The organism is Pseudomonas lini (assembly GCF_030812475.1).
Classification (GTDB): domain Bacteria; phylum Pseudomonadota; class Gammaproteobacteria; order Pseudomonadales; family Pseudomonadaceae; genus Aquipseudomonas; species Aquipseudomonas lini_A.
In genome coordinates, this window is record NZ_JAUSSR010000012.1 from 134038 (window position 1) to 159982 (window position 25945).

The 25945-nt window shown below is 56.5% G+C and carries 18 protein-coding genes and 1 pseudogene; 11 read left to right on the top strand and 8 right to left on the bottom strand.

Annotated features, from left to right (window positions below; genetic code table 11):
• Positions 1–136 precede the first annotated feature (136 nt).
• On the top strand, positions 137–1720 hold the full coding sequence (locus tag J2W17_RS22555; protein WP_064679762.1) for a peptide chain release factor 3: 1584 nt from the start codon (positions 137–139) through the stop codon (positions 1718–1720).
• 202 nt (positions 1721–1922) lie between these two features.
• Here the strand turns inward: J2W17_RS22555 and J2W17_RS22560 are convergent, their stop codons facing one another.
• On the bottom strand, positions 1923–2270 hold the full coding sequence (locus J2W17_RS22560) for a nuclear transport factor 2 family protein (RefSeq protein ID WP_307339609.1): 348 nt from the start codon (positions 2268–2270) through the stop codon (positions 1923–1925).
• A gap of 298 nt (positions 2271–2568) precedes the next feature.
• On the opposite strand from J2W17_RS22560, the gene J2W17_RS22565 reads away from it, so the two are divergent.
• A complete protein-coding gene (locus J2W17_RS22565) occupies positions 2569–2811 on the top strand; it encodes a hypothetical protein (protein ID WP_307339612.1) in 243 nt (80 codons plus the stop codon).
• Positions 2812–3022: 211 nt separating this feature from the next.
• Here the strand turns inward: J2W17_RS22565 and J2W17_RS22570 are convergent.
• Positions 3023–3223, bottom strand: a pseudogene (locus J2W17_RS22570) (oligopeptide/dipeptide ABC transporter ATP-binding protein); the annotation flags it as partial.
• Positions 3224–3643: 420 nt separating this feature from the next.
• Between J2W17_RS22570 and J2W17_RS22575 the strand changes: the two are divergent.
• The 9 genes from J2W17_RS22575 to J2W17_RS22615 are packed head-to-tail and all read left to right on the top strand — an operon-like array spanning position 3644 to position 19753.
• Positions 3644–4645, top strand: a complete 1002-nt coding sequence (locus tag J2W17_RS22575) for an ABC transporter ATP-binding protein (protein ID WP_307339614.1) — start codon at positions 3644–3646, stop codon at positions 4643–4645.
• Positions 4642–5433 carry an ABC transporter permease gene (locus J2W17_RS22580; protein ID WP_307339617.1) on the top strand — a complete coding sequence of 264 codons (792 nt, stop codon included), beginning with the start codon at positions 4642–4644 and terminating at the stop codon, positions 5431–5433. The genes J2W17_RS22575 and J2W17_RS22580 overlap by 4 nt, the downstream gene beginning before the upstream one ends.
• Entirely contained in the window at positions 5433–6215 is a 783-nt protein-coding gene (locus J2W17_RS22585; protein ID WP_307339620.1) for an ABC-2 family transporter protein, read from the top strand. The genes J2W17_RS22580 and J2W17_RS22585 overlap by 1 nt, the downstream gene beginning before the upstream one ends.
• A gap of 35 nt (positions 6216–6250) precedes the next feature.
• Positions 6251–12361, top strand: a complete 6111-nt coding sequence (locus J2W17_RS22590; protein ID WP_307339623.1) for a non-ribosomal peptide synthetase — start codon at positions 6251–6253, stop codon at positions 12359–12361.
• Positions 12327–13280 (top strand): 2,3-diaminopropionate biosynthesis protein SbnA, encoded by a 954-nt coding sequence (gene sbnA / locus J2W17_RS22595; RefSeq protein WP_307339627.1) that lies wholly within the window; start codon positions 12327–12329, stop codon positions 13278–13280. The genes J2W17_RS22590 and sbnA overlap by 35 nt, the downstream gene beginning before the upstream one ends.
• Positions 13281–13328: 48 nt before the next feature.
• Positions 13329–15092 carry a non-ribosomal peptide synthetase gene (locus J2W17_RS22600; RefSeq protein WP_307339630.1) on the top strand — a complete coding sequence of 588 codons (1764 nt, stop codon included), beginning with the start codon at positions 13329–13331 and terminating at the stop codon, positions 15090–15092.
• Positions 15093–15095: 3 nt separating this feature from the next.
• The gene (locus J2W17_RS22605) at positions 15096–16382 is read left to right on the top strand and encodes a condensation domain-containing protein (RefSeq protein WP_307339632.1); all 1287 of its coding nucleotides are present in this window, start codon (positions 15096–15098) and stop codon (positions 16380–16382) included.
• An 8-nt stretch (positions 16383–16390) separates the two neighbouring features.
• Complete coding sequence (gene sbnB / locus J2W17_RS22610) at positions 16391–17440, top strand: 2,3-diaminopropionate biosynthesis protein SbnB (RefSeq protein ID WP_307339635.1); 1050 nt, start codon at positions 16391–16393, stop codon at positions 17438–17440.
• A gap of 60 nt (positions 17441–17500) precedes the next feature.
• Positions 17501–19753 carry a PhpK family radical SAM P-methyltransferase gene (locus tag J2W17_RS22615; protein ID WP_307339638.1) on the top strand — a complete coding sequence of 751 codons (2253 nt, stop codon included), beginning with the start codon at positions 17501–17503 and terminating at the stop codon, positions 19751–19753.
• Positions 19754–19815: 62 nt separating this feature from the next.
• On the opposite strand, the gene J2W17_RS22620 is transcribed toward J2W17_RS22615, so the two are convergent.
• From J2W17_RS22620 to J2W17_RS22645, 6 genes are all read right to left on the bottom strand, one after another.
• Positions 19816–20247, bottom strand: coding sequence for a DUF2087 domain-containing protein (locus J2W17_RS22620; RefSeq protein WP_307339641.1), 432 nt, complete (start codon positions 20245–20247; stop codon positions 19816–19818).
• A gap of 85 nt (positions 20248–20332) precedes the next feature.
• Entirely contained in the window at positions 20333–21313 is a 981-nt protein-coding gene (locus J2W17_RS22625; RefSeq protein ID WP_150766177.1) for a peptide ABC transporter ATP-binding protein, read from the bottom strand.
• Positions 21313–22281, bottom strand: a complete 969-nt coding sequence (locus J2W17_RS22630) for an ABC transporter ATP-binding protein (RefSeq protein ID WP_064679757.1) — start codon at positions 22279–22281, stop codon at positions 21313–21315. The genes J2W17_RS22625 and J2W17_RS22630 overlap by 1 nt, the downstream gene beginning before the upstream one ends.
• A 10-nt stretch (positions 22282–22291) precedes the next feature.
• The gene (locus J2W17_RS22635) at positions 22292–23215 is read right to left on the bottom strand and encodes an ABC transporter permease subunit (RefSeq protein WP_307339842.1); all 924 of its coding nucleotides are present in this window, start codon (positions 23213–23215) and stop codon (positions 22292–22294) included.
• A 13-nt stretch (positions 23216–23228) separates the two neighbouring features.
• Complete coding sequence (locus J2W17_RS22640; RefSeq protein ID WP_064679756.1) at positions 23229–24239, bottom strand: ABC transporter permease subunit; 1011 nt, start codon at positions 24237–24239, stop codon at positions 23229–23231.
• 74 nt (positions 24240–24313) lie between these two features.
• Positions 24314–25909 (bottom strand): ABC transporter substrate-binding protein, encoded by a 1596-nt coding sequence (locus J2W17_RS22645; protein WP_307339650.1) that lies wholly within the window; start codon positions 25907–25909, stop codon positions 24314–24316.
• Positions 25910–25945: the final 36 nt, after the last annotated feature.

Here is a 25945-nt window from a genome sequence, read left to right on the forward strand (position 1 = left end):
GGACGCCTCCACGGTCTGAAAGGTTCCCATCTGAAGCAGCATTTGGCCACCCCTAATGTGCTCAACGGTTCGGTTATTGACTCAAGTTGGGCTATAATCTGCGCCCTTTTTTGAATCACCTGCCAGGCGATTTCCCATGACCAAACAGGCCGCCGAAGTCGCGAAACGCCGCACTTTCGCCATTATTTCCCACCCCGATGCAGGTAAAACCACCATCACCGAGAAGCTCTTGCTGATGGGCAAGGCGATTGCGGTTGCCGGCACGGTGAAATCTCGCAAGTCCGACCGCCATGCCACCTCCGACTGGATGGAAATGGAAAAACAACGGGGTATTTCCATTACCACGTCGGTCATGCAGTTCCCGTATCGCGACCACATGATCAACCTGCTCGACACCCCGGGCCACGAAGACTTCTCCGAAGATACCTACCGCACCCTGACCGCGGTGGACTCGGCCTTGATGGTCCTCGACGGCGGTAAGGGTGTAGAGCCTCGGACCATCGCCCTGATGGACGTCTGCCGTCTGCGCGATACGCCGATCGTCAGCTTCATCAACAAACTCGACCGTGACATCCGCGACCCGATCGAACTGCTCGATGAAATCGAAGCCGTCCTGAAGATCAAGGCGGCGCCGATCACCTGGCCGATCGGTTGCTACCGCGACTTCAAGGGCGTCTATCACCTCGCCGACGACTACATCATCGTCTACACCGCCGGTCACGGCCACGAGCGCACCGATGTGAAAATCATCGAGAAGCTCGACTCCGATGAAGCCCGCGCCCACCTGGGCGACGAGTACGATCGCTTCGTCGATCAGCTGGAATTGGTACAGGGCGCCTGCCACGAATTCAATCAGCAGGAATTCCTCGACGGCCAACTGACCCCGGTATTCTTCGGTACTGCATTGGGCAATTTCGGTGTCGATCACGTGCTCGACGCCGTGGTCAACTGGGCGCCGAAACCCCTGGCCCGTGTGGCCAACGAGCGCACCGTGGAACCGGTCGAAGAGAAATTCGCCGGCTTCGTGTTCAAGATCCAGGCGAACATGGACCCGAAACACCGCGACCGAATCGCCTTCATGCGCATCTGCTCCGGCAAGTACGAAAAAGGCATGAAGATGCGCCACGTGCGTACCGGCAAGGACGTGCGGATCGGCGACGCGCTGACGTTCTTCTCCTCCGAGCGAGAGCAGCTTGAGGAAGCGTTTGCCGGCGACATCATCGGCCTGCACAACCACGGCACCATCCAGATCGGCGACACCTTCACCGAAGGCGAAGTCCTGGGCTTCACCGGCATCCCGCACTTCGCCCCGGAACTGTTCCGTCGCGTGCGCCTGCGTGATCCGCTGAAATCCAAGCAACTGCGTCAAGGCCTGCAGCAACTGGCGGAAGAGGGCGCCACCCAGGTGTTCTTCCCCGAGCGCAGCAACGACATCATCCTCGGCGCCGTCGGCGTGCTGCAGTTCGATGTGGTGGCCAGCCGCTTGAAAGAGGAATACAAGGTCGAGTGCTCCTACGAGCCGATCACCGTGTATTCCGCGCGCTGGATCGATTGCGACGATAAGAAGAAGCTCGAGGAGTTCCGGGTCAAGGCCGTGGAAAACCTCGCGGTCGACGGCGGCGGTCACCTGACCTACCTGGCCCCGACCCGGGTCAACCTGGCGCTGATGGAAGAGCGCTGGCCGGACGTGAAATTCCGCGCGACCCGTGAGCATCATTAAGCGCTGAGCTGAAACACCAAAAGCCCCGTTGCGAAAGCTGCGGGGTTTTTTGTATTCGACGCAGTTCTTTGTAGGGGCGAGCTTGCTCCGGTCGGCGTTCCGACGATGGACTTCAGGACGCCACTGTTCGTCAGGCAACCCGCGTTTTCGTTGACGTTTTTCGCGAGCAAGCTCGCTCCTACACGCTATGGCGGACTGCCAGTCACCCCTTCGGAATAGATGTTCCCTGATGAAAGACCATCTGCCATTGCTCTTCCTTCTTGCGCCAGATTGAACTGCGCAAGCTGGTGCTGGCAGCGGTGTGACATTGATAGGTCACCAGGGCGGTATGCTCCGAGAGCGGTTTGACCGCGAATTCGCTGATGGTGCGCTCGGTGAAAATCTCATCAGGCAATCGCTCGACCACGTCAGTTTTGTTCCAGACGCCGCCACTGGCACCGAATTCGCTGAAGTCGTCGGCGATCAGTCGAGAGATTTCTTCGGCATCGCCTCGGGTGGCTTGTGACAGCAAGCGTCGTTCGAGTTCGAGCAATGTGTGCAACAGATCCATTGTGTTGACCTTCTTCCGACATGTTGAACAAAACCCTGTAGGAGCGAGCTTGCTCGCGATGGAGTGTCAGCTGAGCAGATGTCGACTGACCCACCATCGCGAGCAAGCTTGCTCCTACAGTGGACCTCATGCCTGTTAAATAACCATTCGCCATAGCGATTATGCGAAACCATTCTCTGCAACCGTGGCATTTCCCGGCGATCATCAACGTTCTGGTTTGAGAACCCGCTCGATTACAACTGGATCTCGCAAAAACGCCACGGCACCCGGGTTCGTCGTGGGCAGGAGGGCGTTGGCTATGAGCATGTTTCTTCGCGGTATTTTGTTGCTGAAGGTGTTGGTGTTGCTGTCCCTCGGTTCGTCGGCAGCGTGGGCGGAATGTCAGGACCATGAAAAACAGGCCTGGAATTGGCAGGGCACGCAGGGCGAGACGATGATCGCCCGATCCGGACCCGAGCCGGGTGAGCTGCTGCTGGCTGGCAGCACGGATGAGGACGATTCGATGGACGGTGACGAGGGTGAGGACGACAGCCAGACATAAAGCGCAAACAAAAAAACCTCTTCTGCGCCGACTGATGTGCGTTCGCGGTGGAAGAGGTTGGGTTATCACTTAACCCCGAGTGAACCACAGTCCCTGTGGGAGCGGGCTTGCCCGCGAAAGCGGTGTGTCAGTCGATACTTCATTGACTGATCCTCCGCCTTCGCGAGCAAGCTCGCTCCCACAGTTGTTTTGTGTCGGTTTCCAGGCTTGCTTATGCCGCGCCGTCGAGGAACTGCTCGGCGTAATGGCACGCCACCTGCCTGCTGTCGAGCAGACGCAGGGCCGGCTCTTCAGTGCTGCAGCGCTCGGTCGCGTACGGGCAGCGCTTATGGAAAGCACAGCCTGATGGCGGGTTCAGCGGGTTGGGCAGTTCGCCGACGATCTTGATTTTCGGCTTGTCCGAGCCCGGGTTTTGCGAGGCCTGCAAGGAGTGATTCGATTATGCAAGGAGTGGAGTATTTACGACGGATGGGATCATCAGGAGAGCCTAAAACCTTTGGATTGTAGGATTTTTCCGTAAGGTTTTTTTCATCAATCTTGTAGCTTGATTCTTCTTTTGAATAATCTGAGGTTTTTTATACTCGACAATGAATTGGTAGGCGACTAGTTTCAGAAGATGTTTCGCAAAAAAGCAAAAAAGCAAAAAGAGCGACGCATCACTAATAGGAATGAGGGAGCTCCAAAAAATCACTGTCATTGATCTAGTGCAGGTTGAGGAGTTCCAAGTGTAAGAATGACTTCTGAGATTTATACTCACGCTAATGCTCTGGGTGATGGTTGAAACGTTTTCTTTTGGGGCTGATACGCAATGGATTGTATAAGTGTAAAAAATTTGTCGAAGACCTATCGAATCAAAGAATGTTCGGAAGGGCCGTTCGGTTGGCTGAAAAATCTTGTTTCTCCCCGGTCCTCTGAAAAAATCGCTGTTGACGATATTTCATTTACTGTCAAGCAGGGCGAAGTCGTAGGCTTCCTCGGTCCGAATGGTGCGGGTAAAACCACTACATTGAAAATGCTGTCGGGGTTGCTCTATCCAACTGCCGGGCAAGTATCGGTTCTGGGCTATAACCCTCAACTGCGCAGCAAGGATTTTCTGAAGTCCGTCTCGCTGATCATGGGGCAACGTCAACAGTTGATCTGGGATTTGCCCGCAATGGAAACTTTCCGGCTAAACCAGAAGATATTTGATATTCCTGATGAGCAGTTCAGGCGGACCTATGGTTATCTGGATGAATTGCTTAACGTCTCGAAGTTGGCCGAGGCGCCGGTGCGAACCCTGTCTCTTGGCGAGAAGATGAAATGCGAGCTGGTGGCATCTTTGCTTCATGATCCAAAAGTTCTGTTTCTCGATGAGCCTACTATCGGGCTTGATGTCGGCGTCCAGAAAATAGTCCGTTCTTTTATTCGAGACTATAGTCGCGAGCGAAATGTAAGCGTACTTCTAACGTCGCATTATATGCAGGATATTGAAGCTTTGTGTGAGCGGGTCGTTGTCGTTTCTGACGGCAAGATTTCTTTCGATGACACCCTGGAGTCATTACGTAAACGTATGTCGAATCACCGCATCATCACGATGGAGCTTTCCGAAAGTGTCATGGCCTCGGAGCTTGGCAGATATGGCTTGGTGCGTTCCACGGACGGCTTTGTGCATGAGCTGCTGGTGCCAATTGACGAGGTACTGGGTGTTTGTTCCCAGGTTCTCGCTGAGCAGCTGGTCATCGACATTTCCATCGGTGATCCACCGATCGAAGAAGCTCTGCTGAAGCTGTTCATGACGTCGAAGATCGATGCCGAGCACAACATCGAGGATTCGTCCGGGGAGTGTGTTGCATGAGCCGTTTTGCCATGAAAGTTGCAGGGGTTGCGCGCACTGCCATCCGTCGAAAGGTTGCACATCGCGCAGAGTTGTTCGTGTTGGTGCTCGCCTCGTTAGTGCCGTTGTTTATGATGCTCATCTGGATGGGGATTGCGAAAGATGCCGCGCTGGAGGGTTTTACACCAGCACGGTTTGCCGCCTACTTTGCCTTGGTGTTTCTTGTTGGCGAAGTAGTATCGAGTACGGCTGCCGAAGAAGTAGAGAACGACATACATTCGGGCGATATCGGCAGCCTATTGTTAAAGCCGTTCAATATTGCCCTCTACTACTTTCTGGGCGAACTCGCTTCGGCAATGGTGAGGGTCATTCCCATATTTTTCCTGGTGGCAGGCGTATTCCTGTTCTCCGAGGCGGGTAAATATTTGAATCTGAGTTATTTGCTTCCTGCACTGATAGGGGTGATGCTTGGGTTTGCCATAAATTACTTGCTCTATTTTGTTGGCGGGCTTGCGGCGTTCTGGTCTGATCAGGCAAGTGCCTTTGATCTGGTGTTGACTTATATGCTAACACTGTTTGGTGGCGTCCTGGCGCCCTTGACACTTTATCCATTCTGGATGCAGTCGGTACTTGAGTGGTCACCTTTTCCATACATTATTAATTTTCCAATTCGCATCATCATGGGGGAGCTGAAAACCGAGCAGCTGATTAATGGATTGCTGTTTCAGGTTGCGCTGGTTGTTGCGCTTTCATTATTGGCTCATCTCATTTGGGCAAAAGGTGTTAAACGCTATTCGGTGTTCAGTTAATGAAGGCGCTGAGCGCAGTCAAGGCGCTTTTAATAGCAAGGTCGCGGGCAAGCATGAAAGACCGTGTTCCGGTCTTTGTAAGCCTGCTGAATACAGTCCTACTTGGTTTGTCGGTTTATGTCGTGATTGAAATTTTTTTCGAGAATGTCGAGACAATTGGTGGCTGGAACAAACAGCAATCGATCGTGCTGTATGGTGCATTCATCCTTATTCGCTCTTATGTACAAATGGTGGTATTGCCCAACTGCGAGGCCGCCTCGAAGCTGATCATCAGCAAGTCCATTGACACCTACTTGTCCAAACCGGTTGATGTTCAAACCATTCTGGCCTTTGGGCAGTTGCGCCTGTGGCATATCTTCGGCGTCCTGCTGGGGCTTGGATTGATGCTGGGCGGTAGTTATGTGCAGGGGCAACTGAATCTGCAAACGCTCGGCGCGTTTCTCATCTTCATAGTTTTGGCGTGTGCCTTGGTTTATTCGGTCTGGTTCAGCATCGCGAGTCTGGCGTTCTGGACCAAGAAGACCGGCAACATTTCCCACCTGCTGTTTATGTTTCTGACTACCGGGCGGTTTCCTTCCGGTGCGTACCCGGAGTGGATCCAGGTCGTGATCATGACCGTAATGCCAGTCTTTTTCATCATGGAAGTTCCCGCGCAATCAGCGATGGGAATGACGACGGGCCGGTCATTGGCAGGCGCTGTGCTGGCGACGCTGGCCTTCTTGTTGTTGTCTCGATTGCTTTGGCGCTGGGGGGTCAGGAAATACCTTCGAGAAGGCGCCTGACACACAGAAACACCAAAAATTTAGAACCATAAGACATGGAAGATATGGAAAACTTTCTAGATTTATTCACCGACCAGGTCCGACGGACGCCTGACGCCATCGCAGCTTCGGATGGCTGCAACACTCTGAACTATCGCGATCTTGACGAGGTATCTGACGGTTTCGCTCGCATGCTGAACGCGGCCTCCGTCAGGCAGGGCGATATTGTCGCCATCGGTCTGGAGCGGGGGCTCGGATTTCTGGTTTCGATGATTGGCCTGTTCAAGTTGGGGGCCGCTTATCTGCCACTGGATCGAACTCTCCCGCTGGACCGGCGGGCCTATATGCTGGAGCAATGTAGCTGCAAGTGGCTGATAGCGGAGGAAGACGCCCAGGTACTTTTCGATGGTGTTCGTCTTCTGGCGATGCCGGGCCTACTCAGAAACCTCAAGGGCGGGGCGTCATTCGAGCGCAGCGTGCTGACGGACGATAGCCTCGCTTATGTGATCTTCACCTCTGGTTCGACGGGAATGCCCAAGGGGGCGATGGTTCATCACGGTGGAATGCTCAATCACCTGCTGGCTAAAGTCGAAGATTTGGGGATGCACAAGGCACCCAATGTGGCCCAAACAGCACCACAGAGTTTCGATATTTCCGTCTGGCAATTTCTCGCGCCGCTCATCTGTGCCGGACGTACGGCTATCCTGACCCGCTCGGAGTTTCTTGATCTGGATCTTCTGGGCGCGCGTATCCTGCGTGACGAAATCGATATCCTGCAGGTGGTGCCGAGTCACCTGCAGGCCATTCTCGATGCGATTACCGTGGATGCGCAGAATGCGCGTTTTGATCGTTTGAGCTGCCTGGTAGTGACTGGCGAAGTGCTGCCCGTTTCACTTGCCCGACGGTGGCTGGCGACTGAGCCTCACGTGCCTTTGGTCAATGCCTATGGGCCAACTGAATGTAGTGACGATGTGACCCACCAGGTTATTACCCGGATGCCTCCTGCCAACATGGCAATCCCGATCGGGCGGGCGGTTCGGGGGGTACGGCTGGTCGTGCGAGACGCTGACCTGGTGGCGTTGCCCGAGGGTAAAGTCGGCGAGCTCTACGTCGAAGGGATTGCGGTGGGGCTGGGATACATCGGTAGCCCCGACCTGACCGACAAAGCGTTTGTCACTATCGACAGCCGACGAGCCTACAAGACCGGCGACCTCGTCAGTTGTGATGGCGATGGTATTTTTCACTATCACGGTCGAGCCGATGATCAGGTCAAGGTGAGAGGTCACCGAATCGAGTTGAGTGAAGTCGAATTCGGCATCCTGCGACTTGCTTACATTAAACAGGCGGCAGTGGTACTCAATACTTCGCACACCCGAGCCGTTCTGACGGCTTTCATCGTCGAGCAGCAGGGAGCCCCAACAAATCTAGACACGCTGGGTATCGATCTGCGCGATCTCCTGCCGGAGCACATGATTCCATCCGAGTTCCGCATTCAGCCATTTCTGCCCGAGACGCCCAATGGCAAGGTCGACAAGAAAAAACTCACGGCCATCGCCAATGAAACACCGGCGCCTGACACTGCACAGGGGGTTGCGGCGAGTGCGACTGGCGACGGACAGGAGCTACTCGAGACCTGGCGCGATCTGCTCCGTAACCCGGCGCTGCAGCCAACCGACGATTTTTTCAAACAGGGTGCTGATTCGATTTTCGCCTTGCAGTTCATCGCTCGGGCAAAGGCTCTGGGGCATGCCTTCACACTGGGGGATATCTTTCGACACCCGACCGCGCTCGGGCTGCTCAAGGTGGCACGAACCCAAAGTGCCATAACTGGCACTGCGGATACTACGGGCGTAAAACACTTGGATCTGCCGAAAGCGAAGGGTGACACCTTATCGTTCAAACAGGTTTCGCCGGCCCAGAAGGGCATCTACGTGCAGTCGTTACGGACCCGTCATCGCACGACTTACGTTCTGCAGTATTCGTTCCGCATGGTGTTGCCCGATGAGGGCGCCGCACTGGAAGAAGGCTGGCGCAAGGCCCATCAACACCACGAGTTGTTGCGCAGCGCTTTCGTTCTAACGCCGTCGAGCCAACCGGTGCGTGTCGTCGTTGAAGGCGCTCCATTGAGATGGACCCGGACCAGCCTTCTGCACCTTGAAGAGGCTCAACAGCGCAAATGCGTGGAAGACTTCCTTTTCCAGGACAAACTGGCCGGTTTCGAGCTTGATAAGCCCGCGCTATATCGATTGCATCTGTTCCATCTGGGAGGCAAAGACTATCAATTTGTACTCAGTGCCCACCATCTCGTACTTGATGGTGCATCGGTCTTCGCGCTGATGACCGAAGTGTTCTCAGGTGCGCCGGGAGCGGAGGATGCGTTTCCCGCCTATATCGCCGGTCAGGAAAAATTCCACCTGCAGCCGCAGGATCAACAGCTCTGGTCGGATCTCCTCAAACCTTTCCAGATGCCGGTCTGCGTAGCTGACAAAGTCGCGGAACCGTCCTTGAGCCCCGTGGAGCATCAGCTCTTCGAAAGACGCCTGCCGGCTACTCTCGAGCAGGCAATCATGCATCTGTGTGGTCGTGCCGGAGTCACGATTGCCTCTGTCGCGGCAACAGCCTGGGGAATGGTGCTCAATGCGATAAACGGCGGGCAGCACCAGTTGTTCGGCATGATCGTTTCGGGTCGTGCCGAAACCGGGGTTGGGCTGGATGATGTCGGAATGTACGCCAATACCTTGCCGATTCCCATTTCCCTTTCTGCGGCGGAGATTCCCGAGATCAGCCTGCAGGAGGTTAGTAGACGTATCGCCGAGTTGCTGCGGTTTGAATCGATATCAATGAACGAGGCCTTGGTCAGCACTCGTTCGCGTTTTGCCAACGGCGCTTTTGATACGGTGCTGAACGTCGAGACGCTGGCGGACTGGGCCTCCCTTGATACCCCCGGCGTCACCGTACAACTCACCCAAGTGACTGACCTCACCGAGTTTGCCTTTGCCGTTGAAGTCCTTAGCAGTGGCGATGCCATCACTGTGGATTTCATTCGCGATCCCGAACAGGTCTCCAAGGAGCGAGCAGAGGCGCTGAGTGAATATTTCCTGAGTGCGCTGACTTATATCTGTGGAGCACATCGTCCCCTGCAGGAGTGGCAAAACTGGCAAGGCGTGCCTGTGATCGGGGATGAATCTTCAGTACCGAAAAATCTGCACGCGGCTTCCTCGGAGCATTCGTCTTTCGAAGCTATTGTGCTTGCTGCCTCGCGTACGATCATCGGCAATGACACGATCACCCTGCATCAAAATTTCTTTTCCTCGGGCGGAGACTCGATCAGCGCTTTGCAACTCATTGCACGCCTGAGAAGTGACGGGATGACGATTGATCTGGATCGCATCTTTGCCAGTCGGTCGCTGTCCGACATTGCCCAGTCGGTGCGGTCGCTGCACATTACCGCTGGCGGGGAAATCCATCCGCCGACCGGTGCGACCGCGCTGGTGCCTGTACAACGCTGGTTCACCGAACAGCAGCTGGTCAATGCTGACCATTGGTGTCTCGGGACGGCGATCGAGATTCACCGTCCCGTTGCGGCCGATACCCTTGTCATGGCCATTCGCAAGATACTGCAGCGCTATCCGGTACTGAGCGCCCGGTTCAAGGTCGAAGAAGGATACGCCCAGACCATTCCGGCCAATCCCGTTGACACGCAGTCAAGTTGCAAGACAGTGCAATTGGCCGCGCCGATCGCTCAGTCGCTGGACCATATCCGGGCCGTGCTGGATGAGTCCCTGTCCGGTCTCGATCTTGAACAGGGTGATCTGTTTCGCGCGGTGCTGTTCCGCACCCCGAATCCCGACGCCAATCTTTTGGTGCTGGTGGCACATCATCTCGTTGTCGATGCGGTGTCCCTGCGCATCCTCGTCGAGGATTATCTGCATCTCTGTGCAGGCACCGTAGTTCCTGCGCAGGTCACACCGTTTCGCAGTTGGGCGCAGCAGCTTGCGAATGACGGGCAAGCATTCAAGGACGAAGTTCTAGCGCAGACCGGGTACTGGTCACGGGTCATCGAAACGATTCCTGCCTCGATACCTTTTGATCTGACCCGGCGACCTTCGAGGCGGACCGCAATACTTTCCCGGGGGCTGAGTGCCGCTGCGACCAGCGCGCTGATCCGGGAGGTGCCTGCGGCTTACAACATCCGTATCAATGACATCCTGATATCGGCGCTGGTTCGGACATTTTCCGATTGGCGGGCGAGTCCAGACATTGCAATCAACCTCGAAGGACATGGTCGTGAAAGCGTCCTGGAAGGTGTCGACGTGTCCCGCACGGTGGGTTGGTTTACTTCTGTGTTTCCAGTGTGCCTGCATGATCCTGAAAACGACCTTGGGAGTCTGATTCAGGCGACCAAGCGCACACTCGCGAACATCCCCCAGCGGGGTGTCGGGTATGGACTGTTGCGTTACCTGTTCAATGAGCCCCGGGTGATTCCTGCTGCCGAACCCATGGTGCAGTTCAACTATCTTGGGCAGTGGGACAACGTGTCGTTTGGCGATCCGGATGTGTCGATGCCATCTGCCAAGGTCTTGAGTCTCGTCGATCAGGTGTCAATTGACCCGCGCAACGGACGCCAGCATGCGCTGGAGATCGAGGCACGGATTGCCCAGGGCCGATTTGAAATCGATTGGTATTACGACGATGGGATCTTGACCCCGCAGGAAGCCGAGGATCTTGCGACGCGCTACGTCGGTGCACTGGGTGAAATCATCGATCATTGCACTGCGGGCGCTGTGGTACGCGTGCCTGGCGACTATCCGGATGTCGAACTGACTGAAGATGAACTGCAGTCGCTGGTTGCCAGTGCCGGAGCCATACCTGTGGATATTTATCCTTTGTCACCGACACAAGAGGGGATTCTGTTTCAGCACCTGATAAGCGAGGGCGATACCTATACCCTGCAATACGTCATGGACATCAACGGCGAGATCGACATCGGCGTGCTGGAAGCAGCATGGGGATTGTTGGCTGAGCGTCATCCGATCCTGCGGACGGGGTTCTTCTGGGAAGCGGTGTCCGGGCCGGTGCAGTATGTGGTGCAGAAGGCAACCTGCCGCTGGCAGTTTTTGGCGGACAGTGATGAGCCGTCGCAGTATGAACGCCTGATGCACAACGATCGCTCGCGGATCTTTGATCTTGCAATACCCGCGCTGACCCGCTTCACGTTGCTGTCCAATGGTTCGCAGACGCACAAGTTGATCTGGACTTACCATCACATCCTTCTGGATGGCTGGTGTGTGGCCAGGGTCATCAAAGAACTTTTTGCCATATACGACCAAATGATCCGCGGCGTTCAGCCCGAGCCGGTCTTCGGGCACGTCTATCGCGATTACATCGAGTGGCTGGCCAATCACCCCGAGCGGGAAAAGCGTCCGTTCTGGCGACGTTATCTGGCTGGTGTCAGTCCGAGTTTGTTCACAAGTCCAGTTGCGTTTCAGCCGTCCTCTCGTGCGAATCACAGTGTCTACCGTTTTAAACTCGGGTGTGATCTGTCGGATGGCATCGAGCGATTCTGCAACGGGCAGGGTGTGACCGTTGCGGTTCTCTTCCAACGTATCTGGGCAGAAATCCTGGCAGAGAACACCCAGAACCTCACACCGGTGTTCGGCTGGGCGATTTCGGGACGGCCTGTGGATCTTGAGGGCGCCCACGACATCATCGGACTGATGACTTCAATCGTTCCGTGCAAGGTAGATGTACGGGCCCCGTTTTCTGCTGAGGCCCTTCGGCAGTTGCAGCGCAGCAATGCAGCACTGCAGGACGAAGGGCATGTCCCGATGAGTCATTTCCAGAGTGCCGCCGGCCGTAGCCTGGAGGAACTGTTCAATACCGTTCTGGTGGTCGAGAACTTCGAGCTTCAGAACAACTTGCCGGTAGGTGATCATTACCGGCTCAGTAATCTGCAGTGGATAGAGAAGTCTGAGTTTCCTTTGGTGTTCGGTCTTGTTCCGGCAGATGATTTTATGATCGATCTGAACTTCAACCCCGAAAAGTTCTGCATTGCGCAATTGGCCGATCTTCAACAAAGGATTGTTTTTCATTTGCGCCGAATATCTCCTCTTGGAAATGGATACCCTGAGCATGATGCAAATTTACAGTACGAATCAATATCATAAGCTGGATAGCTTTATTGGCGATGTGCCGGTCTACCTGAAGATAGAAGGGTTGAATCTGGCCGGGTCGATAAAGCTCAAGACTGCAATATCACTGATCGAAGAAAGTGAGCGCCTAGGGCTACTTTCGCCCGGGCGAAAGGTAATCGAATCCAGCTCCGGAAACCTCGGTGTTGCGTTATCGATCATCTGTGCGCAGCGCGGTTATCCGTTTACCTGCGTAACCGACCCCAACGTCAATCAGGTCAGCAAAAACTTGATGAAGGCTTATGGTGCCGAAGTCATTATCTGTGACACCCGGGACTGCAATGGCGGATTTCTTGGGGCGCGCATTGCGCTGATTCAAGAAGTGATCCGTCAGGACCCGAGGTACTTCTGGACCAACCAATACGCCAATCCGGCCAACCCGCTGGCGCACTACAGCAAGACTGCGCCGGAAATCCTGCAGCGGTACCCCAACTGTAAATGGCTCTTTGTCGGTGCCGGCACCACCGGGACGCTCATTGGCTGCGCGCGATATTTGCGTGAAAAGGCACCGGACGTAAAACTGATCGCAGTCGATACCGTCGGCTCGATCAACTTTCAAGAGGTGGCCAAGAAGCGGTTGATTCCCGGCCTAGGGACGAGTCGGCGCCCGGAAATTCTCGACCGGGATCTGGTCGAGCATGTCGAGTTCGTCGATGAGGTAGAGACGATCCGCATGTGTCGCAGCGTTGCGCGGGACTACGGCTTGCTGGTTGGTGGTTCCACGGGGACCGTACTGGTGGCGGTGAAGCGCCTGTGGAAACAGATTCCGTCGGGTGACGAAGTTGTCGTGATCAGCCCCGATATGGGGGAACGGTATCTCGAAACAATCTATTCGGATAAGTGGTGTGACGCCAACTTTGGCAGCCAGATGTATCAACACATGCTGGTGGGTTGAGTCCGGCTGTGCGTTGGTCAATCTTTTTCAGAGCGGAAGGAGCCTAACGTGTCACAACTTCAATTTCCCCCAAACGGTATTACGGAAACACAGATCTTTCTCGATCAATGGGCCGGCATCATCCACGACCTCAAGGATGCACCGGCCATAGAAGATGGCGGTGTTTTATATAGCTATGTCGAAGTGGACGCAGACAGCCACCGGATTGCTGCCTATTTGGCAAACAACGCGATTGGTGCAGGCGCGATAGTTGCCATTGGTTGTTCGCGCGGCAAGGACCTGCTTGTAGCCTTGCTGGGCGTTATGAAGAGTGGCGCAGCCTTTATCCTGGTTGACTTAGACGTCGCGCCAGCCCGCTTGTGCGTACAGTTCGACGCTGCCCCTGTGAAGCTGATATTGGTCCCCGACGGTTATGTCGTCGGCGACAATCCCGCCCTTGCCGTGGAAAAGGTCGTGACCCTCGGTCAAGTCCGGGACGCTGCGCAGTCTCTGCATTTCGAACAACCGCAGATAACGCCGCAAGACCTGGCCTACATCATCTTCACTTCGGGTTCTACCGGGCAACCAAAAGGGGTGTTGGTTTCACATCGGGGTATCCCCAACCTGGCGCGTCATGCAATGACTTATGGCATCAAGCAGGGCAGTCGGGTGCTGATGTTTTCCCCGGTATGCTTCGACGCGATCATCGCCGAAATCGCAATGACCCTGTTTGCCGGCGGCTGTCTTGTTGCGGTGGCCGATCACGAGCTTCGGGATTTGGACAGCCTGCAAAATCTGCTGTGCAACCGTCTGATCGATGTCGCTACGTTGCCTCCGTCACTGGTGTCGCTGTTGCCGGTAGATCTGCCGGTCAGCCTGAGTACATTGATCGTGGCAGGCGAGAGGTGCAGCAAGGAGGTGATTGCCAATTGGGCGACCAAAATCCGGCTGATAAACGCTTACGGGCCTTCCGAAGCGACAGTCGCCACGACGGTGAAGTTGTGCGCTCTCGAGACTTCACCGGCGGATATTGGTCAGGCGATCTCCAATGTCACCGTGCGCATCCTCGACGAGGTACTGGAAGAAGTACCGGATGGCGAACTCGGTGAGATCTACATCTCTGGGGCGAGTGTTGCCTTGGGCTATCTGGGCAATCCGGAATTGAGTAATGCACGGTTTGTCCGTGGCCAGGATGGCGATGAATGCCTGAGCTTTCGAACCGGGGATTTTGCCAGGCGCAATGTGAACGGGGACATCCTGTTCGAGGGGCGCAAGGACGATCTGGTCAAGATCAACGGAAACCGGGTTGAGCTTGCGGAAATCGAGGCCTGTGCCATGGCTTCACGGCTGGTTCGAAGCTGCCATGCCTGTTGCGTCGATACTGGCAAATTGGGCATGAGAATCGCGCTTTTTGTCACCCCATCGGTCAAGGTTGAAAACATGCGGCTGGAATCTGAGTTGAGGGCCAGGATCAGCGCCGAGTTGCCGATCTTCTTCATGCCCGCGTGTATCCTCGTTCTGGACGAGTTGCCCCGCAATCCAGCGGGCAAAATCGATCGGCCAGCGTTGATCACACAGCTGGAAGACGTGACGGACAATGGCGGGGGAGCAGAGGCAATGACCCGTCAGGAAAAAAACCTGGCGCTGATCTGGGCGCAGATTCTTGGACGTCCGATTGAAAACCGTGAGGCGAATTTTTTTGCGTTGGGCGGCAATTCCGTTTTGGCGATGCGTCTCGTCGCCCTGATGAAACGCAGCGGTATTCAGATCAATTTGAAGCGCGTGTTTGGCGCGCCGACCCTGGCGCAAATGGCCTGCCTGATCAAGGAGTAAGTGATGGCGGGCAAAGGACTGAACCCATATCAACGGTATTACTGGAGCGCGTCGAGCGCATACGATCTTGCAGAAACGGCCTGCGTAAGCATTGGTTTTGTGCTGGACGGGCCATTGAGCATTGCGCAGTTCAGCCGTGCGGTTGATGCGGTGGTTAATCGTCACGAACAGCTGCGATCCCGTTTCCACGAAACGGAACAGGGCGTGCGACGTTTTCCCGGAGCAGCAGTGCACGATGTACTGAGGGTGAATTGCGAACCATTCGAGTTATCCCGGCTGGAAGAGTATGTCGAGAATTTGTGCAGGCTACCTCTTGATCTGAAGGTGGATATACCATTTAGGGCCTATCTGAAAAAGCTCGGGCGTGACCGTCATCTGTTTGCGCTGATCATTCACCACATCGTTGTTGATTCTTGGTCGCTGGAGGTGATCCTCGACGATCTGGCGACCGCCTATAGTGGCGCGATATCCGCTGCGCCGGAACCGTTGCTGGAGCCGCTTACCTTCGATCATGAAACGCTGGCGAAGCCTTTGAAGCACGATGAGCGTCAACGGCAGGCGCTGTTCTGGCGGCATTATCTCAAGGGCGCCAAGATTCCTCTTATTCCGTATTTGCTCACCGGCGAGAGCGCGCAAGCCAAATCGACCTTCGATGTGATGACACCGGATTCAAAGGTTCATGCGGCCATTAACCGACTCTGCAACGCGCTGAATGTAACCCCCTTCGTGGTTTACACCGCCGCTGCGTCTATCGCTCTCGCGTACTTTTGCGCCTCGGATGACTTGTTGATCCAGACTAATGTGACGCCGCGCTGGACGGAGGACACGCAAACCGTAGTCGCCTACCTGTCAGCCCGCATTCCATTGCGAGTTCGCGTCGATTCGAAATTGTCGTTACAGACTCACATCCTTAATGTGGCCGATTCACTCTACGAAACTTTCGACAGCGTCGGTCTTTCGATCGGCGAAATCATGGCTGAATCTGAGATCAAGCACAGCCTGCCTGTTCATATTGGTGCCGAAAGCCCGATTGAAGGCTGGGATCTTGAAGGCGTTGCAGTCTCCCAAGTCCAGCTACCCGACTATCAGCCTTGGCCGCTGTTCATGTGGGTTCCTGTAACGATTGAATATTGCTTTATCAAACTGCAGTACCAAGCCGACAGAATTTCGCCTGAGAACATTCTGAAACTGAAACGCCTGCTGAACGAAACGTTAGATCAATTCAGTCTCCTTGAGGCGGAAGGAAGCGCTCGTGATACGGCGGTTTTAAAACACGAAGCCATTCAATGAGACCGTCCATGAAAGACTCCCAGCACCTGTCATCCCATGCATTGACCATCGTTTCCGGCGCGCAGATCGCCAACCTTCTGCCGTCATTGCGCAGGGATATCCTGCGTCTGGTTGAAGAGACCTACTTGCAGCACGATGCCGGCCTAACCAACAACCCCGACAGTTATTTCCTGCGATTCGAGGAGCGACAATCGGATCGAATCATTGCCTTGCCGGCTGCCATTGCAAACGATTCGCCCATTTCCGGCATCAAATGGATTGCTAGTTATCCGGGGAACATTGAGCGCAATCTGCAGCGCGCGTCGGCCGTCCTTTTGCTGAACGATTACGAAACGGGTTACCCGGTGGCATGCCTTGAAGCGTCACAAATCAGTGCGGCCAGAACCGCAGCTTCTGCGGTAGTCGCCGCAAGGGCTCTGGCGGCCGACCCGAAGAAAGTGGTGAAGATCACGTTCGTGGGGGCCGGGGTGATCTCACGCGCGATCTTTGATTTCTTCCTGGCCGACGACTGGATACTGGACCAGGTAACCGTCTGTGATCTGGACGCAGGTTCGGCCACTGAGCTTCGGCACCATGTAAAGGCCGGGACGGGCAAGCAAGCGCGTTTCGTCGAGGACTGGAAGTCTGCAATCAGCGCGGCCGACATCGTTGTTTTCGCCACCAACGCAGGCACGCCTTATGTGTCGGGAGACGATGTATTTGCTCCCGGACAGATCATTCTGAATGTCTCGCTGCGCGATATCAGCCCAGACATCATTTGGAACGCGTTCAACATGTTCGATGATGTGGAACATTGCATGAAGGCCAATACCTCACCCCATCTGGCGGAACAGAAATACGGTGACCGATCATTTGTGCATGGAACGCTCGCCCACATCCAGAACAATCCAGCCTTGATTGACCGATCGCGTCCGCTAATTTTTTCGCCATTCGGGCTGGGCGTTCTGGATCTCGTGGTTGGCAAACTGTTTGTCGACAAGTGTCTGGAGGCCGGATCCTGTACCAGCATTGAGGACTTCATTCCCGATACGCGACGTTGGGCTACGTTCAATGGCTGAACCATTCAAACAGCAGAAACGCGAGCCTTCGCACGTTCCATTTCAGGGAGAAATGACCTGATGCAAAACAAAAAATGCATGATCATCGGCTTCAATGATTTTTCGTTTGACGACTATTGTCAGATGCTCGATCAGCTTGCACCCGAAGCGGCAGCAAAACGTGATTTGCGGTTGGCGTTTGTCAATTATGAAGGTTCGCGGTTTCATGCTTTGGGCGTGCTCAACAAGACACGTGAGATGCAGGGGCTACCGGACTTGAACCTGAACAATTCCGATTTTCTATGGCCAGTTGTGATGGTGTTGGGCACCTATCTCGAAAAGCACGGCATTGCCTTTGACTACGTCAATCTTTTTCAGAGGGAAAAGGAGGTTCTGGCGCAAAAACTGGCGTCCGGCACAATCAACACCGTGGTCATCACCACGACCCTCTATGTAATGCCCCATCCCGTGCAGGAAATCGTGGACTTTGTGCGTTCCTGTGCGCCCGAGGTGCAAATCATCATCGGCGGGCCTTATATCAGTGGCCTGTTCAAGGCCCACGACCGCGAAATGCTTGGTGATTATCTGAGTGTTCTTGGGGGCGATATTTATATCAACAGCAATGAAGGCGAGGACACGCTTCGCCAAGTGCTGGAGGCGATCAACCAGAATTGTTCGATCACCGGGTTAAGCCGCACGGCGGTGCTGGACAATGATGCGTGGGTGTTTGGTGCGGATGAGCCGGAATACAACGAGCTGAAGGAAAACTTCGTAAACTACAGGTTGTTTGAGCCGCGCGGCATCGGACGTTTTCTGTCCACACGTACAGCCAAATCCTGCCCGTATTCCTGCGCATTCTGCGGATTTCCCCAGAGAGCCGGTAAATACCGTTACTTGTCTACCAGCGATGTAGAACGCGAACTGGACGCGGTCAAGGCGATCGGCACCGTGGATACGCTGACGTTCCTGGATGATACATTCAATGTGCCCAAGCAGCGGTTTCGGGAAATCATGCAGATGATGATCGACAACCGCTACAATTTTAAATGGAACTCCTTCTACCGCTCTGATCAGGGCGATCCGGAAACCATCGAGCTGATGGCCCGTGCAGGGTGCGAAGGCGTTTTTCTGGGCATCGAGTCTGCCTCCGACAAGATGCTCGCGCTGATGCGCAAGACATCCCGTCGAAAAAACTATGAACAGGCCATCAACGCATTCCGGTCGGTGGGCATAGCGACTCACGCCTCTTTCATCATTGGCTTTCCAGGGGAAACCATCGACACGGTACAAGAGAGCCTGGACTTCATCGAAACCTTTCGGCCTGACACCTTCCGTGCCCAGGTTTGGTACTGTGACCCGCTGACTCCTATCTGGAATGACAGGGAAAAATACGGGATCACCGGGTCGGGCTTCGACTGGTCGCACGACACCATGGACAGTGAACTGGCCGCATCGATCACTGAGCGGTTCTTTCTCACGGCTCAGCACTCCACCTGGTTGCCGCAATTCGGCTTTGAACAGTGGAGTCTGTTTTACTTGCGTCGACTGGGAATGGGGCAGGTCAATATCCTGGGGTATTTGGATGGCTTCAATGCGGGAGTAAAGCATCAACTGTTCCATGGCGATGAAGCTGCGTTGCCCGGCTCGATAACAGACCGCTTCAAGTTCAGTGCAACCCTGCCTGCGCAGGATCCTGTGGCGCCGCAGCCCAGGCTATCGATGGAGTTGGCGGTGGACTTCAAGGCGGCCGAAGCACGCTTGCAAGCCGCCGCCGCGTGGCTGGATCCGCAGAGTATCGGACCAATGCCGGTGCACACGGGTGAGCAGACGCAAACAGCGCTGAGCCGGCCCGAGGGCATGGTCAGTGGCAGCGACCAGGAAATCGCCTGGATCGTGCCGTTTGTGAAATACGCTTCCAGAGTTCTGCAGGGCGATCGATTTCTTTTGCAATACGTCGTCGAACAAGGCCCCAGGCTAATTGCGGTCGATGAAGTCCTCCGTTGCAGCGACGATGTTCTGTACGATCGCATCGCAACATCACTTGCCCAGGCGCCATTGCTCGACAGCCACGACAACTATCTGGTGTCGCGTAATTCGCGGCTGAGTGCTTGCGGCATCGTTTTGCGTCAGCCGATTCTTCGAGTGTTCGCCAGTGATGTCGCCGCCCCTTCGCCTGACTGCGGACTTTACATGCACCTGGTGCTGGCGAGTACCGGGCAGGGGCGCACGAGCGCCAAGATGCTGAGCAATTTTGTCCGATGGGCCCCCGAGCTTCACGCAGAGAATGCACAACGTGCGCTTGCCGAACAGGCCGTGTTCGTCAGAATGCAATAGGAGGGGGCAGGGTGGAGAGCGCCAAGGGTTCCCACCCTGATTCCTGCCGCACGCGCAACGGGTCAGCCTTGCAGCGCTGTTTTCTTTCGTTCTTCGCGGGCGCGGGCTGCCGTCAACAGCTGGTCAGCGATGCGAACTTCCAGACGGTCCTCAATAAGCTTGATGAACAACGGATGGCCTGCGATGGCAGCGTCAAGTTGATAACCGCGTCCGTCAGATTCCCGCATCCAGTAGTGGCCATCGATCAGCGTGCGCCGCAGCTCCACCACATCGCTTCGCAGCATGGGGGCGTACTGTGTCTTCCATTGATCCAGCAGCGCGGTAGTTTCACCTTCGCTGTAGCGTTCACCGGATTTCAACGCGGTGCTGATGTACAAGAGCATGACAGCCAGCTCCTGACGGTTCAGTCGGCCCAGGGTCAAACCGTTTTTGTTGCTCAGGCGCGTCAGTGTCTCGACGAACTGATCAAAGTCCGTTGGAAGTTCCTTGTCCAATATCTTGCTCCTAGGGTCTGAAAGGTCCACGCAGATTATCGGGGGGAGCGAGCAGGCTCGCTCCCACATTTGCTTCAAACCACCTTTACGCCGCGCCGTCGAGGAACTGCTCGGCGTAGTGGCACGCCACCTGCCGGCTGTCGAGCAGGCGCAGGGCCGGCTCTTCAGTGCTGCAGCGCTCGGTCGCGTACGGGCAGCGCTTATGGAAAGCACAGCCTGACGGTGGGTTCAACGGGTTGGGCAATTCGCCGACGATCTTGATTTTCGGCTTGTCCGGATCCGGGTGAATGGTCGGGGTCGCCGACAACAACGCCTGGGTGTAGGGGTGCAGAGGACGGGTGTAGATATCTTCCTTGGGACCCATTTCCACCGGACGGCCGAGGTACATCACCATCACGTGATCGGCGACGTGACGCACCACCGCCAGGTTGTGGGAGATGAACACGTAGGCGGTGTTGAACTCTTGCTGCAGATCCATGAACAGGTTCAGCACCTGGGCCTGGATCGACACGTCCAGCGCGGAAGTCGGTTCGTCCGCCACCAGCACTTTCGGTTGCAGCATCATTGCCCGGGCCAAAGCGATCCGCTGGCGCTGGCCGCCGGAGAACATGTGCGGATAACGCTGGTAGTGCTCGGGACGCAAGCCGACCTGCTTCATCATCGCCTGGACTTTTTCACGGCGCTCAACCGCTGAAAGATTGGTATTGATCAGCAGCGGCTCGGCCAGCTGATCACCGACTTTCTGCCGTGGGTTCAAAGACGCGTACGGGCTCTGGAACACCATCTGCACGTCTTTGCGCAATTGCTTGCGCTGGGCCTTGTCGGCGCCGGCGACTTCCTGCCCGGCGATTTTCAAGGAGCCGGAGGACGGCTCCTCGATCAGGGTCAGGGCACGGGCCAGGGTGGATTTGCCGCAACCCGACTCGCCTACAACCGCGAGGGTCTTGCCGGCTTCCAGTTCGAACGACACACCGTTCAGGGCGCGCACGGTGGCGTGGCCCTTGAACAGGCCGCGGGACACTTCGTAGTGACGGGTCAGGTTGCGGGCGGTAAGTACGACGGCCATTACGCCACCTCCTGATTCAGCGGGTAGAAGCAGCGGGCGAGGCTGTGGCTTTTCGGGTCAAGGGCCGGACGTTGCGTGCGGCAGTTTTCCTGCACATAGGGGCAACGCGGCGATAGCAGGCAGCCTTGGGGACGGTCGTAACGACCGGGGACGATGCCCGGCAGCGTCGACAGGCGCGCGGCCCCGAGGCTGTGTTCCGGAATCGCCTTGAGCAGCGCTTCGCTGTAGGGGTGGGCCGGGATGTCAAACAGTTGTGGTACCTGACCGACTTCCACCGCTTGTCCTGCGTACATCACGCACACGCGCTGGGCGGTTTCGGCCACGACCGCGAGGTCGTGGGTGATCAGCACCAGGCCCATGTTCTGTTCTTTCTGCAGGGCCAGCAGCAGGTCCATGATCTGCGCCTGAATGGTCACGTCCAGCGCCGTGGTCGGTTCGTCGGCGATCAGCAGTTTCGGTTCGCCGGCAATCGCCATGGCGATCGCAACGCGCTGGCTCATGCCGCCGGACAGTTGATGCGGGTAGGCGTTCATGCGGCTGGCGGCACCCGGGATTTCCACTTTTTCCAGGAGTTCGATGGCACGGGCGCGGGCTTGCTTGCCGGACATTTTCAAATGCAGGCGCAGCACTTCTTCGATCTGGAAACCGACGGTGTAGCTCGGGTTCAGCGCGGTCATCGGGTCCTGGAACACCATGGCCAGGTCTTTGCCGACAATTTGCCGGCGCTGGCGGTTGCTGAGCTTGAGCATGTTTTTGCCGTCGAAATTCAGGGCGTCGGCGGTGACGATCCCTGGATGTTCGATCAGGCCCATCAGCGCCATCATGGTCACGGATTTACCTGAACCCGATTCGCCAACGATGGCCAGCACTTCGCCCTTGTCCACGGTGATATCGAGCCCGTCGACCACCGGAACGGCGTTCTTGTCGCCGAAGCGAACGTTGAGATTCTTGATTTCCAACAGTGACATGTGAATCTCCTCAGGCGGCGTTCTTGAGTTTCGGGTCCAGCGCATCGCGCAGGCCGTCGCCCATCAAGTTGATTGCCAGCACGCTGAGCAAAATGGTCAAACCAGGCAGACTTACCACCCACCAGGCGCGTTCGATGTAGTCGCGAGCCGAAGCCAGCATGGTGCCCCACTCAGGGGTTGGCGGTTGTACGCCTAGGCCGAGGAAGCCCAGTGCCGCGGCATCGAGAATCGCCGAGGAGAAGCTCAAGGTCGCCTGGACGATCAGTGGCGCCATGCAGTTGGGCAGTACGGTGACGAACATCAGGCGTGGCAGACCGGCACCGGCCAGGCGCGCGGCAGTCACGTAGTCGCGGTTCAGTTCGCCCATCACCGCGGCGCGGGTCAGACGAACATAGGACGGCAACGAAACCACGGCGATGGCGATAATGGTGTTGATCAGGCCAGGGCCGAGGATGGCGACAATCGCCACGGCCAGCAGCAGGGACGGCAGGGCCAGCATGATGTCCATCAGACGCATGATGGTCGGGCCTAAAATACGCGGGAAGAACCCGGCGAACAGCCCCATCAGGATCCCGGGGATCAGCGACATCACCACCGACGACAAGCCGATCAGCAGGGACAGGCGCGAACCGTTGATCAGCCGCGACAGCAGGTCGCGACCCAGTTCATCGGTGCCAAGCAGAAACTGGATCTGCCCACCTTCCAGCCAGGCCGGCGGGGTCAGCAGGAAGTCGCGGTATTGCTCGCTGGGGTTATGCGGGGCCACCCACGGCGCGAAGATCGCGCAAAAGATCACCAGCAACATGAACATCAGGCCGGCTACGGCGCCTTTGTTGCGGGAGAAGGCGTGCCAGAATTCTTTGTACGGCGACGGGTACAGCAGGCTTTGATCGACTGTTACCGCTTGATTTGAAGTTGAAGCTGGAGTGGTCATGGTCATGATGATCTCAGCGCTGATGACGGATGCGTGGGTTGGCAAAGCCGTAGAGGATGTCCACCACGAAGTTGACCAGAATCACCAGGCAGGCGATTAACAGGATGCCGTTCTGCACCACGGGATAATCCCGTGCGCCAATGGCTTCGATCAGCCATTTGCCGATGCCGGGCCAGGAGAAGATGGTTTCGGTCAGGACCGCACCCGCCAGCAACGTGCCGACTTGCAGGCCGACCACGGTCAGCACCGGAATCAGCGCGTTACGCAGGCCGTGGACGAACACCACGCGCGACGGCGACAGGCCTTTGGCGCGGGCGGTACGGATGTAGTCCTCGCGCAGCACTTCGAGCATCGAAGAACGGGTCATCCGCGCGATCACCGCCAGCGGAATGGTACCGAGCACGATGGCCGGCAGGATCAGGTGATGCAGGGCATCGAAGAACGCCCCGACGTCATCGGCCAGCAGCGTATCGATCAGCATGAAGCCGGTTCGCGGCTCGATGTCGTAGAGCAGGTCGATCCGCCCGGACACCGGGGTCCAGCCCAGGGACACCGAGAAGAACATGATCAGGATCAGGCCCCACCAGAAGATCGGCATCGAATACCCCGCCAGGGAGATGCCCATCACCCCGTGGTCGAACAGGGATCCTCGCTTGAGTGCCGCGATCACCCCGGCCAGCAGGCCCAGGATGCCGGCGAACAGCAGGGCGGCCATGGACAGTTCCAGGGTCGCGGGGAACAGCGAACTGAACTCGGTCCAGACGCTTTCCCGGGTGCGCAGGGATTCGCCAAGATCGCCCTGGGCCAGTTTGCCGATGTAATCCAGGTATTGGGCATACAGGGGTTTGTTCAGACCAAGGCGTTCCATTGCCTGAGCATGCATTTCGGGGTCGACCCGACGTTCACCCATCATCACTTCCACGGGGTCGCCCGGAATCATGCGAATCAACGCGAAAGTCAGCAAGGTGATGCCGAAGAACGTAGGGATCAACAACCCCAGTCGGCGGGCAATAAAACTAAACATCGTGTGGTGTACCTCATCAGCCGGTTAGGCGTGCCCGGCGTCCCTGGGGTCAGGGACACCGGGAGTTTTCTTATCTACTTCACCTGGGTGGTGGCGAAGTTATTGGTGGTGAGGGGGCTGATTTGATAGCCCTCTACGTTGTTGCGCATTGCGGTGAACATACGGGTATGCGCGATGCTGATCCAAGGCTGGTCCTGGTTGAAAATCGCCTGGGCTTGCTCATAGAGCGCCGCGCGTTCGTCGGGGTTCACTTTGGCCCGGGCTTCATCGAGCAAGGCCTGGAACTTCTGGTTGCACCAGCGTGCGTAGTTTTCGCCGTTTTTTGCGGCCTCGCAACTGAGCATAGGCGTCAGGAAGTTATCCGGGTCGCCGTTATCGCCCGCCCATCCGGCGGACACCATATCGTGTTCGCCGTTTTTGGCGCGCTTGAGCATTTCGCCCCATTCCATCACGCGGATGTCGATCTTGATCCCGACCTTGGCGAGGTCGGCCTGCATCATTTGCGCGCCGAGCATCGGGTTCGGGTTGGTCGCGCCACCGCCATTGCGGGTGAACAGGGTAAACACGGTGCCCTCCGGAACGCCTGCTTCCTTCAACAGGGCGCGGGCCTTGTCCAGGTCGCGAGGCGGGTTGTTCAGGCTGTGGTTGTAGCCCAGCAAGGTATCAGGGTACGGATTGACCGCCACCGTCGCATTGCCTTTGCCAAACAGCGCGTTGACCGCCGCTTCCTTGTCGAAAGCAATATCGATGGCTTTGCGTACGCGCACATCGCTCAAATATTTGTGAGTGGTGTTGAGGGCGATGTACGCGACGGTCATCGCGTTCATTTCGTCGACTTTCAGCTGGGCATCTTTCTTGATGCTGGGGATGTCGTCCGGCTTCGGATACAGCGCGACCTGGCACTCGTTGGCCTTGAGTTTCTGCAGGCGCACGTTGTTGTCGGTGGCGATGGCGAAGATCAGTGCTTCTGCCGGTGGCTTGCCGCGGAAGTAGTCCGGGTTGGCCTTGAAGCGAACCTGGGCGTCCTTGTTGTAGCGCTGGAAAACGAACGGGCCGGTGCCGACCGGTTTGTTATTCAGATCGCCGGTTTTGTCGGCCTTGAGCAGTTGGTCGGCGTACTCGGCGGAGTAGATCGAGGAGAAGGCCATGGCGATGTCGGCCAGGAACGGTGCTTCGCGCCGGGTCAGGGTGAATTTCACCGTGTTGTCGTCGAGCTTCTCGACACTTTTGAGCAGTTCCTTGAAGCCCATGCTTTCAAAGTACGGGAAGCCTACGCTCGACTTGTCGTGCCACGGGTGTTTCGGGTCCAGCTGACGCTGGAAGCTCCAGACTACGTCGTCGGCATTCATGTCACGGGTCGGCTTGAAGTAGTCGGTGGTGTGAAACTTGACGCCTTTGCGCAGGTGGAAGGTGTAGGTCAGACCGTCCTCGCTGATGTCCCAGGCGTCTGCCAGTGCCGGAATCACATCCGTGGTGCCGGGCTTGAAGTCGGCCAGGCGATTGAAGATGGTTTCGGCCACGGCATCGGCGGTGACTGCGGTCGTGTACTGGGCCATGTCGAAGCCTTCGGGGCTGGCTTCGGTGCAAACCACCAGAGGCTTGGCCGAGACGCCAACGGCGACACTCAGCAACGCGGCAGCGATGGCTGCACGTAGGGGGAGCATTTTCATCAAGAACCCTCTGCAATCGGTTAAAAGGACCGCGTC

What these genes read in the sequence shown, in the direction of transcription:
- J2W17_RS22555 (WP_064679762.1), top strand. Translation starts at nt 137, where the DNA reads ATGACCAAACAGGCCGCCGAAGTCGCGAAACGCCGCACTTTCGCCATT.
- J2W17_RS22560 (WP_307339609.1), bottom strand. Translation starts at nt 2,270, where the DNA reads ATGGATCTGTTGCACACATTGCTCGAACTCGAACGACGCTTGCTGTCA.
- J2W17_RS22565 (WP_307339612.1), top strand. Translation starts at nt 2,569, where the DNA reads ATGAGCATGTTTCTTCGCGGTATTTTGTTGCTGAAGGTGTTGGTGTTG.
- J2W17_RS22580 (WP_307339617.1), top strand. Translation starts at nt 4,642, where the DNA reads ATGAGCCGTTTTGCCATGAAAGTTGCAGGGGTTGCGCGCACTGCCATC.
- J2W17_RS22585 (WP_307339620.1), top strand. Translation starts at nt 5,433, where the DNA reads ATGAAGGCGCTGAGCGCAGTCAAGGCGCTTTTAATAGCAAGGTCGCGG.
- J2W17_RS22590 (WP_307339623.1), top strand. Translation starts at nt 6,251, where the DNA reads ATGGAAGATATGGAAAACTTTCTAGATTTATTCACCGACCAGGTCCGA.
- sbnA (WP_307339627.1), top strand. Translation starts at nt 12,327, where the DNA reads ATGATGCAAATTTACAGTACGAATCAATATCATAAGCTGGATAGCTTT.
- J2W17_RS22605 (WP_307339632.1), top strand. Translation starts at nt 15,096, where the DNA reads ATGGCGGGCAAAGGACTGAACCCATATCAACGGTATTACTGGAGCGCG.
- sbnB (WP_307339635.1), top strand. Translation starts at nt 16,391, where the DNA reads ATGAAAGACTCCCAGCACCTGTCATCCCATGCATTGACCATCGTTTCC.
- J2W17_RS22615 (WP_307339638.1), top strand. Translation starts at nt 17,501, where the DNA reads ATGCAAAACAAAAAATGCATGATCATCGGCTTCAATGATTTTTCGTTT.
- J2W17_RS22625 (WP_150766177.1), bottom strand. Translation starts at nt 21,313, where the DNA reads ATGGCCGTCGTACTTACCGCCCGCAACCTGACCCGTCACTACGAAGTG.
- J2W17_RS22630 (WP_064679757.1), bottom strand. Translation starts at nt 22,281, where the DNA reads ATGTCACTGTTGGAAATCAAGAATCTCAACGTTCGCTTCGGCGACAAG.
- J2W17_RS22635 (WP_307339842.1), bottom strand. Translation starts at nt 23,215, where the DNA reads ATGACCACTCCAGCTTCAACTTCAAATCAAGCGGTAACAGTCGATCAA.
- J2W17_RS22640 (WP_064679756.1), bottom strand. Translation starts at nt 24,239, where the DNA reads ATGTTTAGTTTTATTGCCCGCCGACTGGGGTTGTTGATCCCTACGTTC.
- J2W17_RS22645 (WP_307339650.1), bottom strand. Translation starts at nt 25,909, where the DNA reads ATGAAAATGCTCCCCCTACGTGCAGCCATCGCTGCCGCGTTGCTGAGT.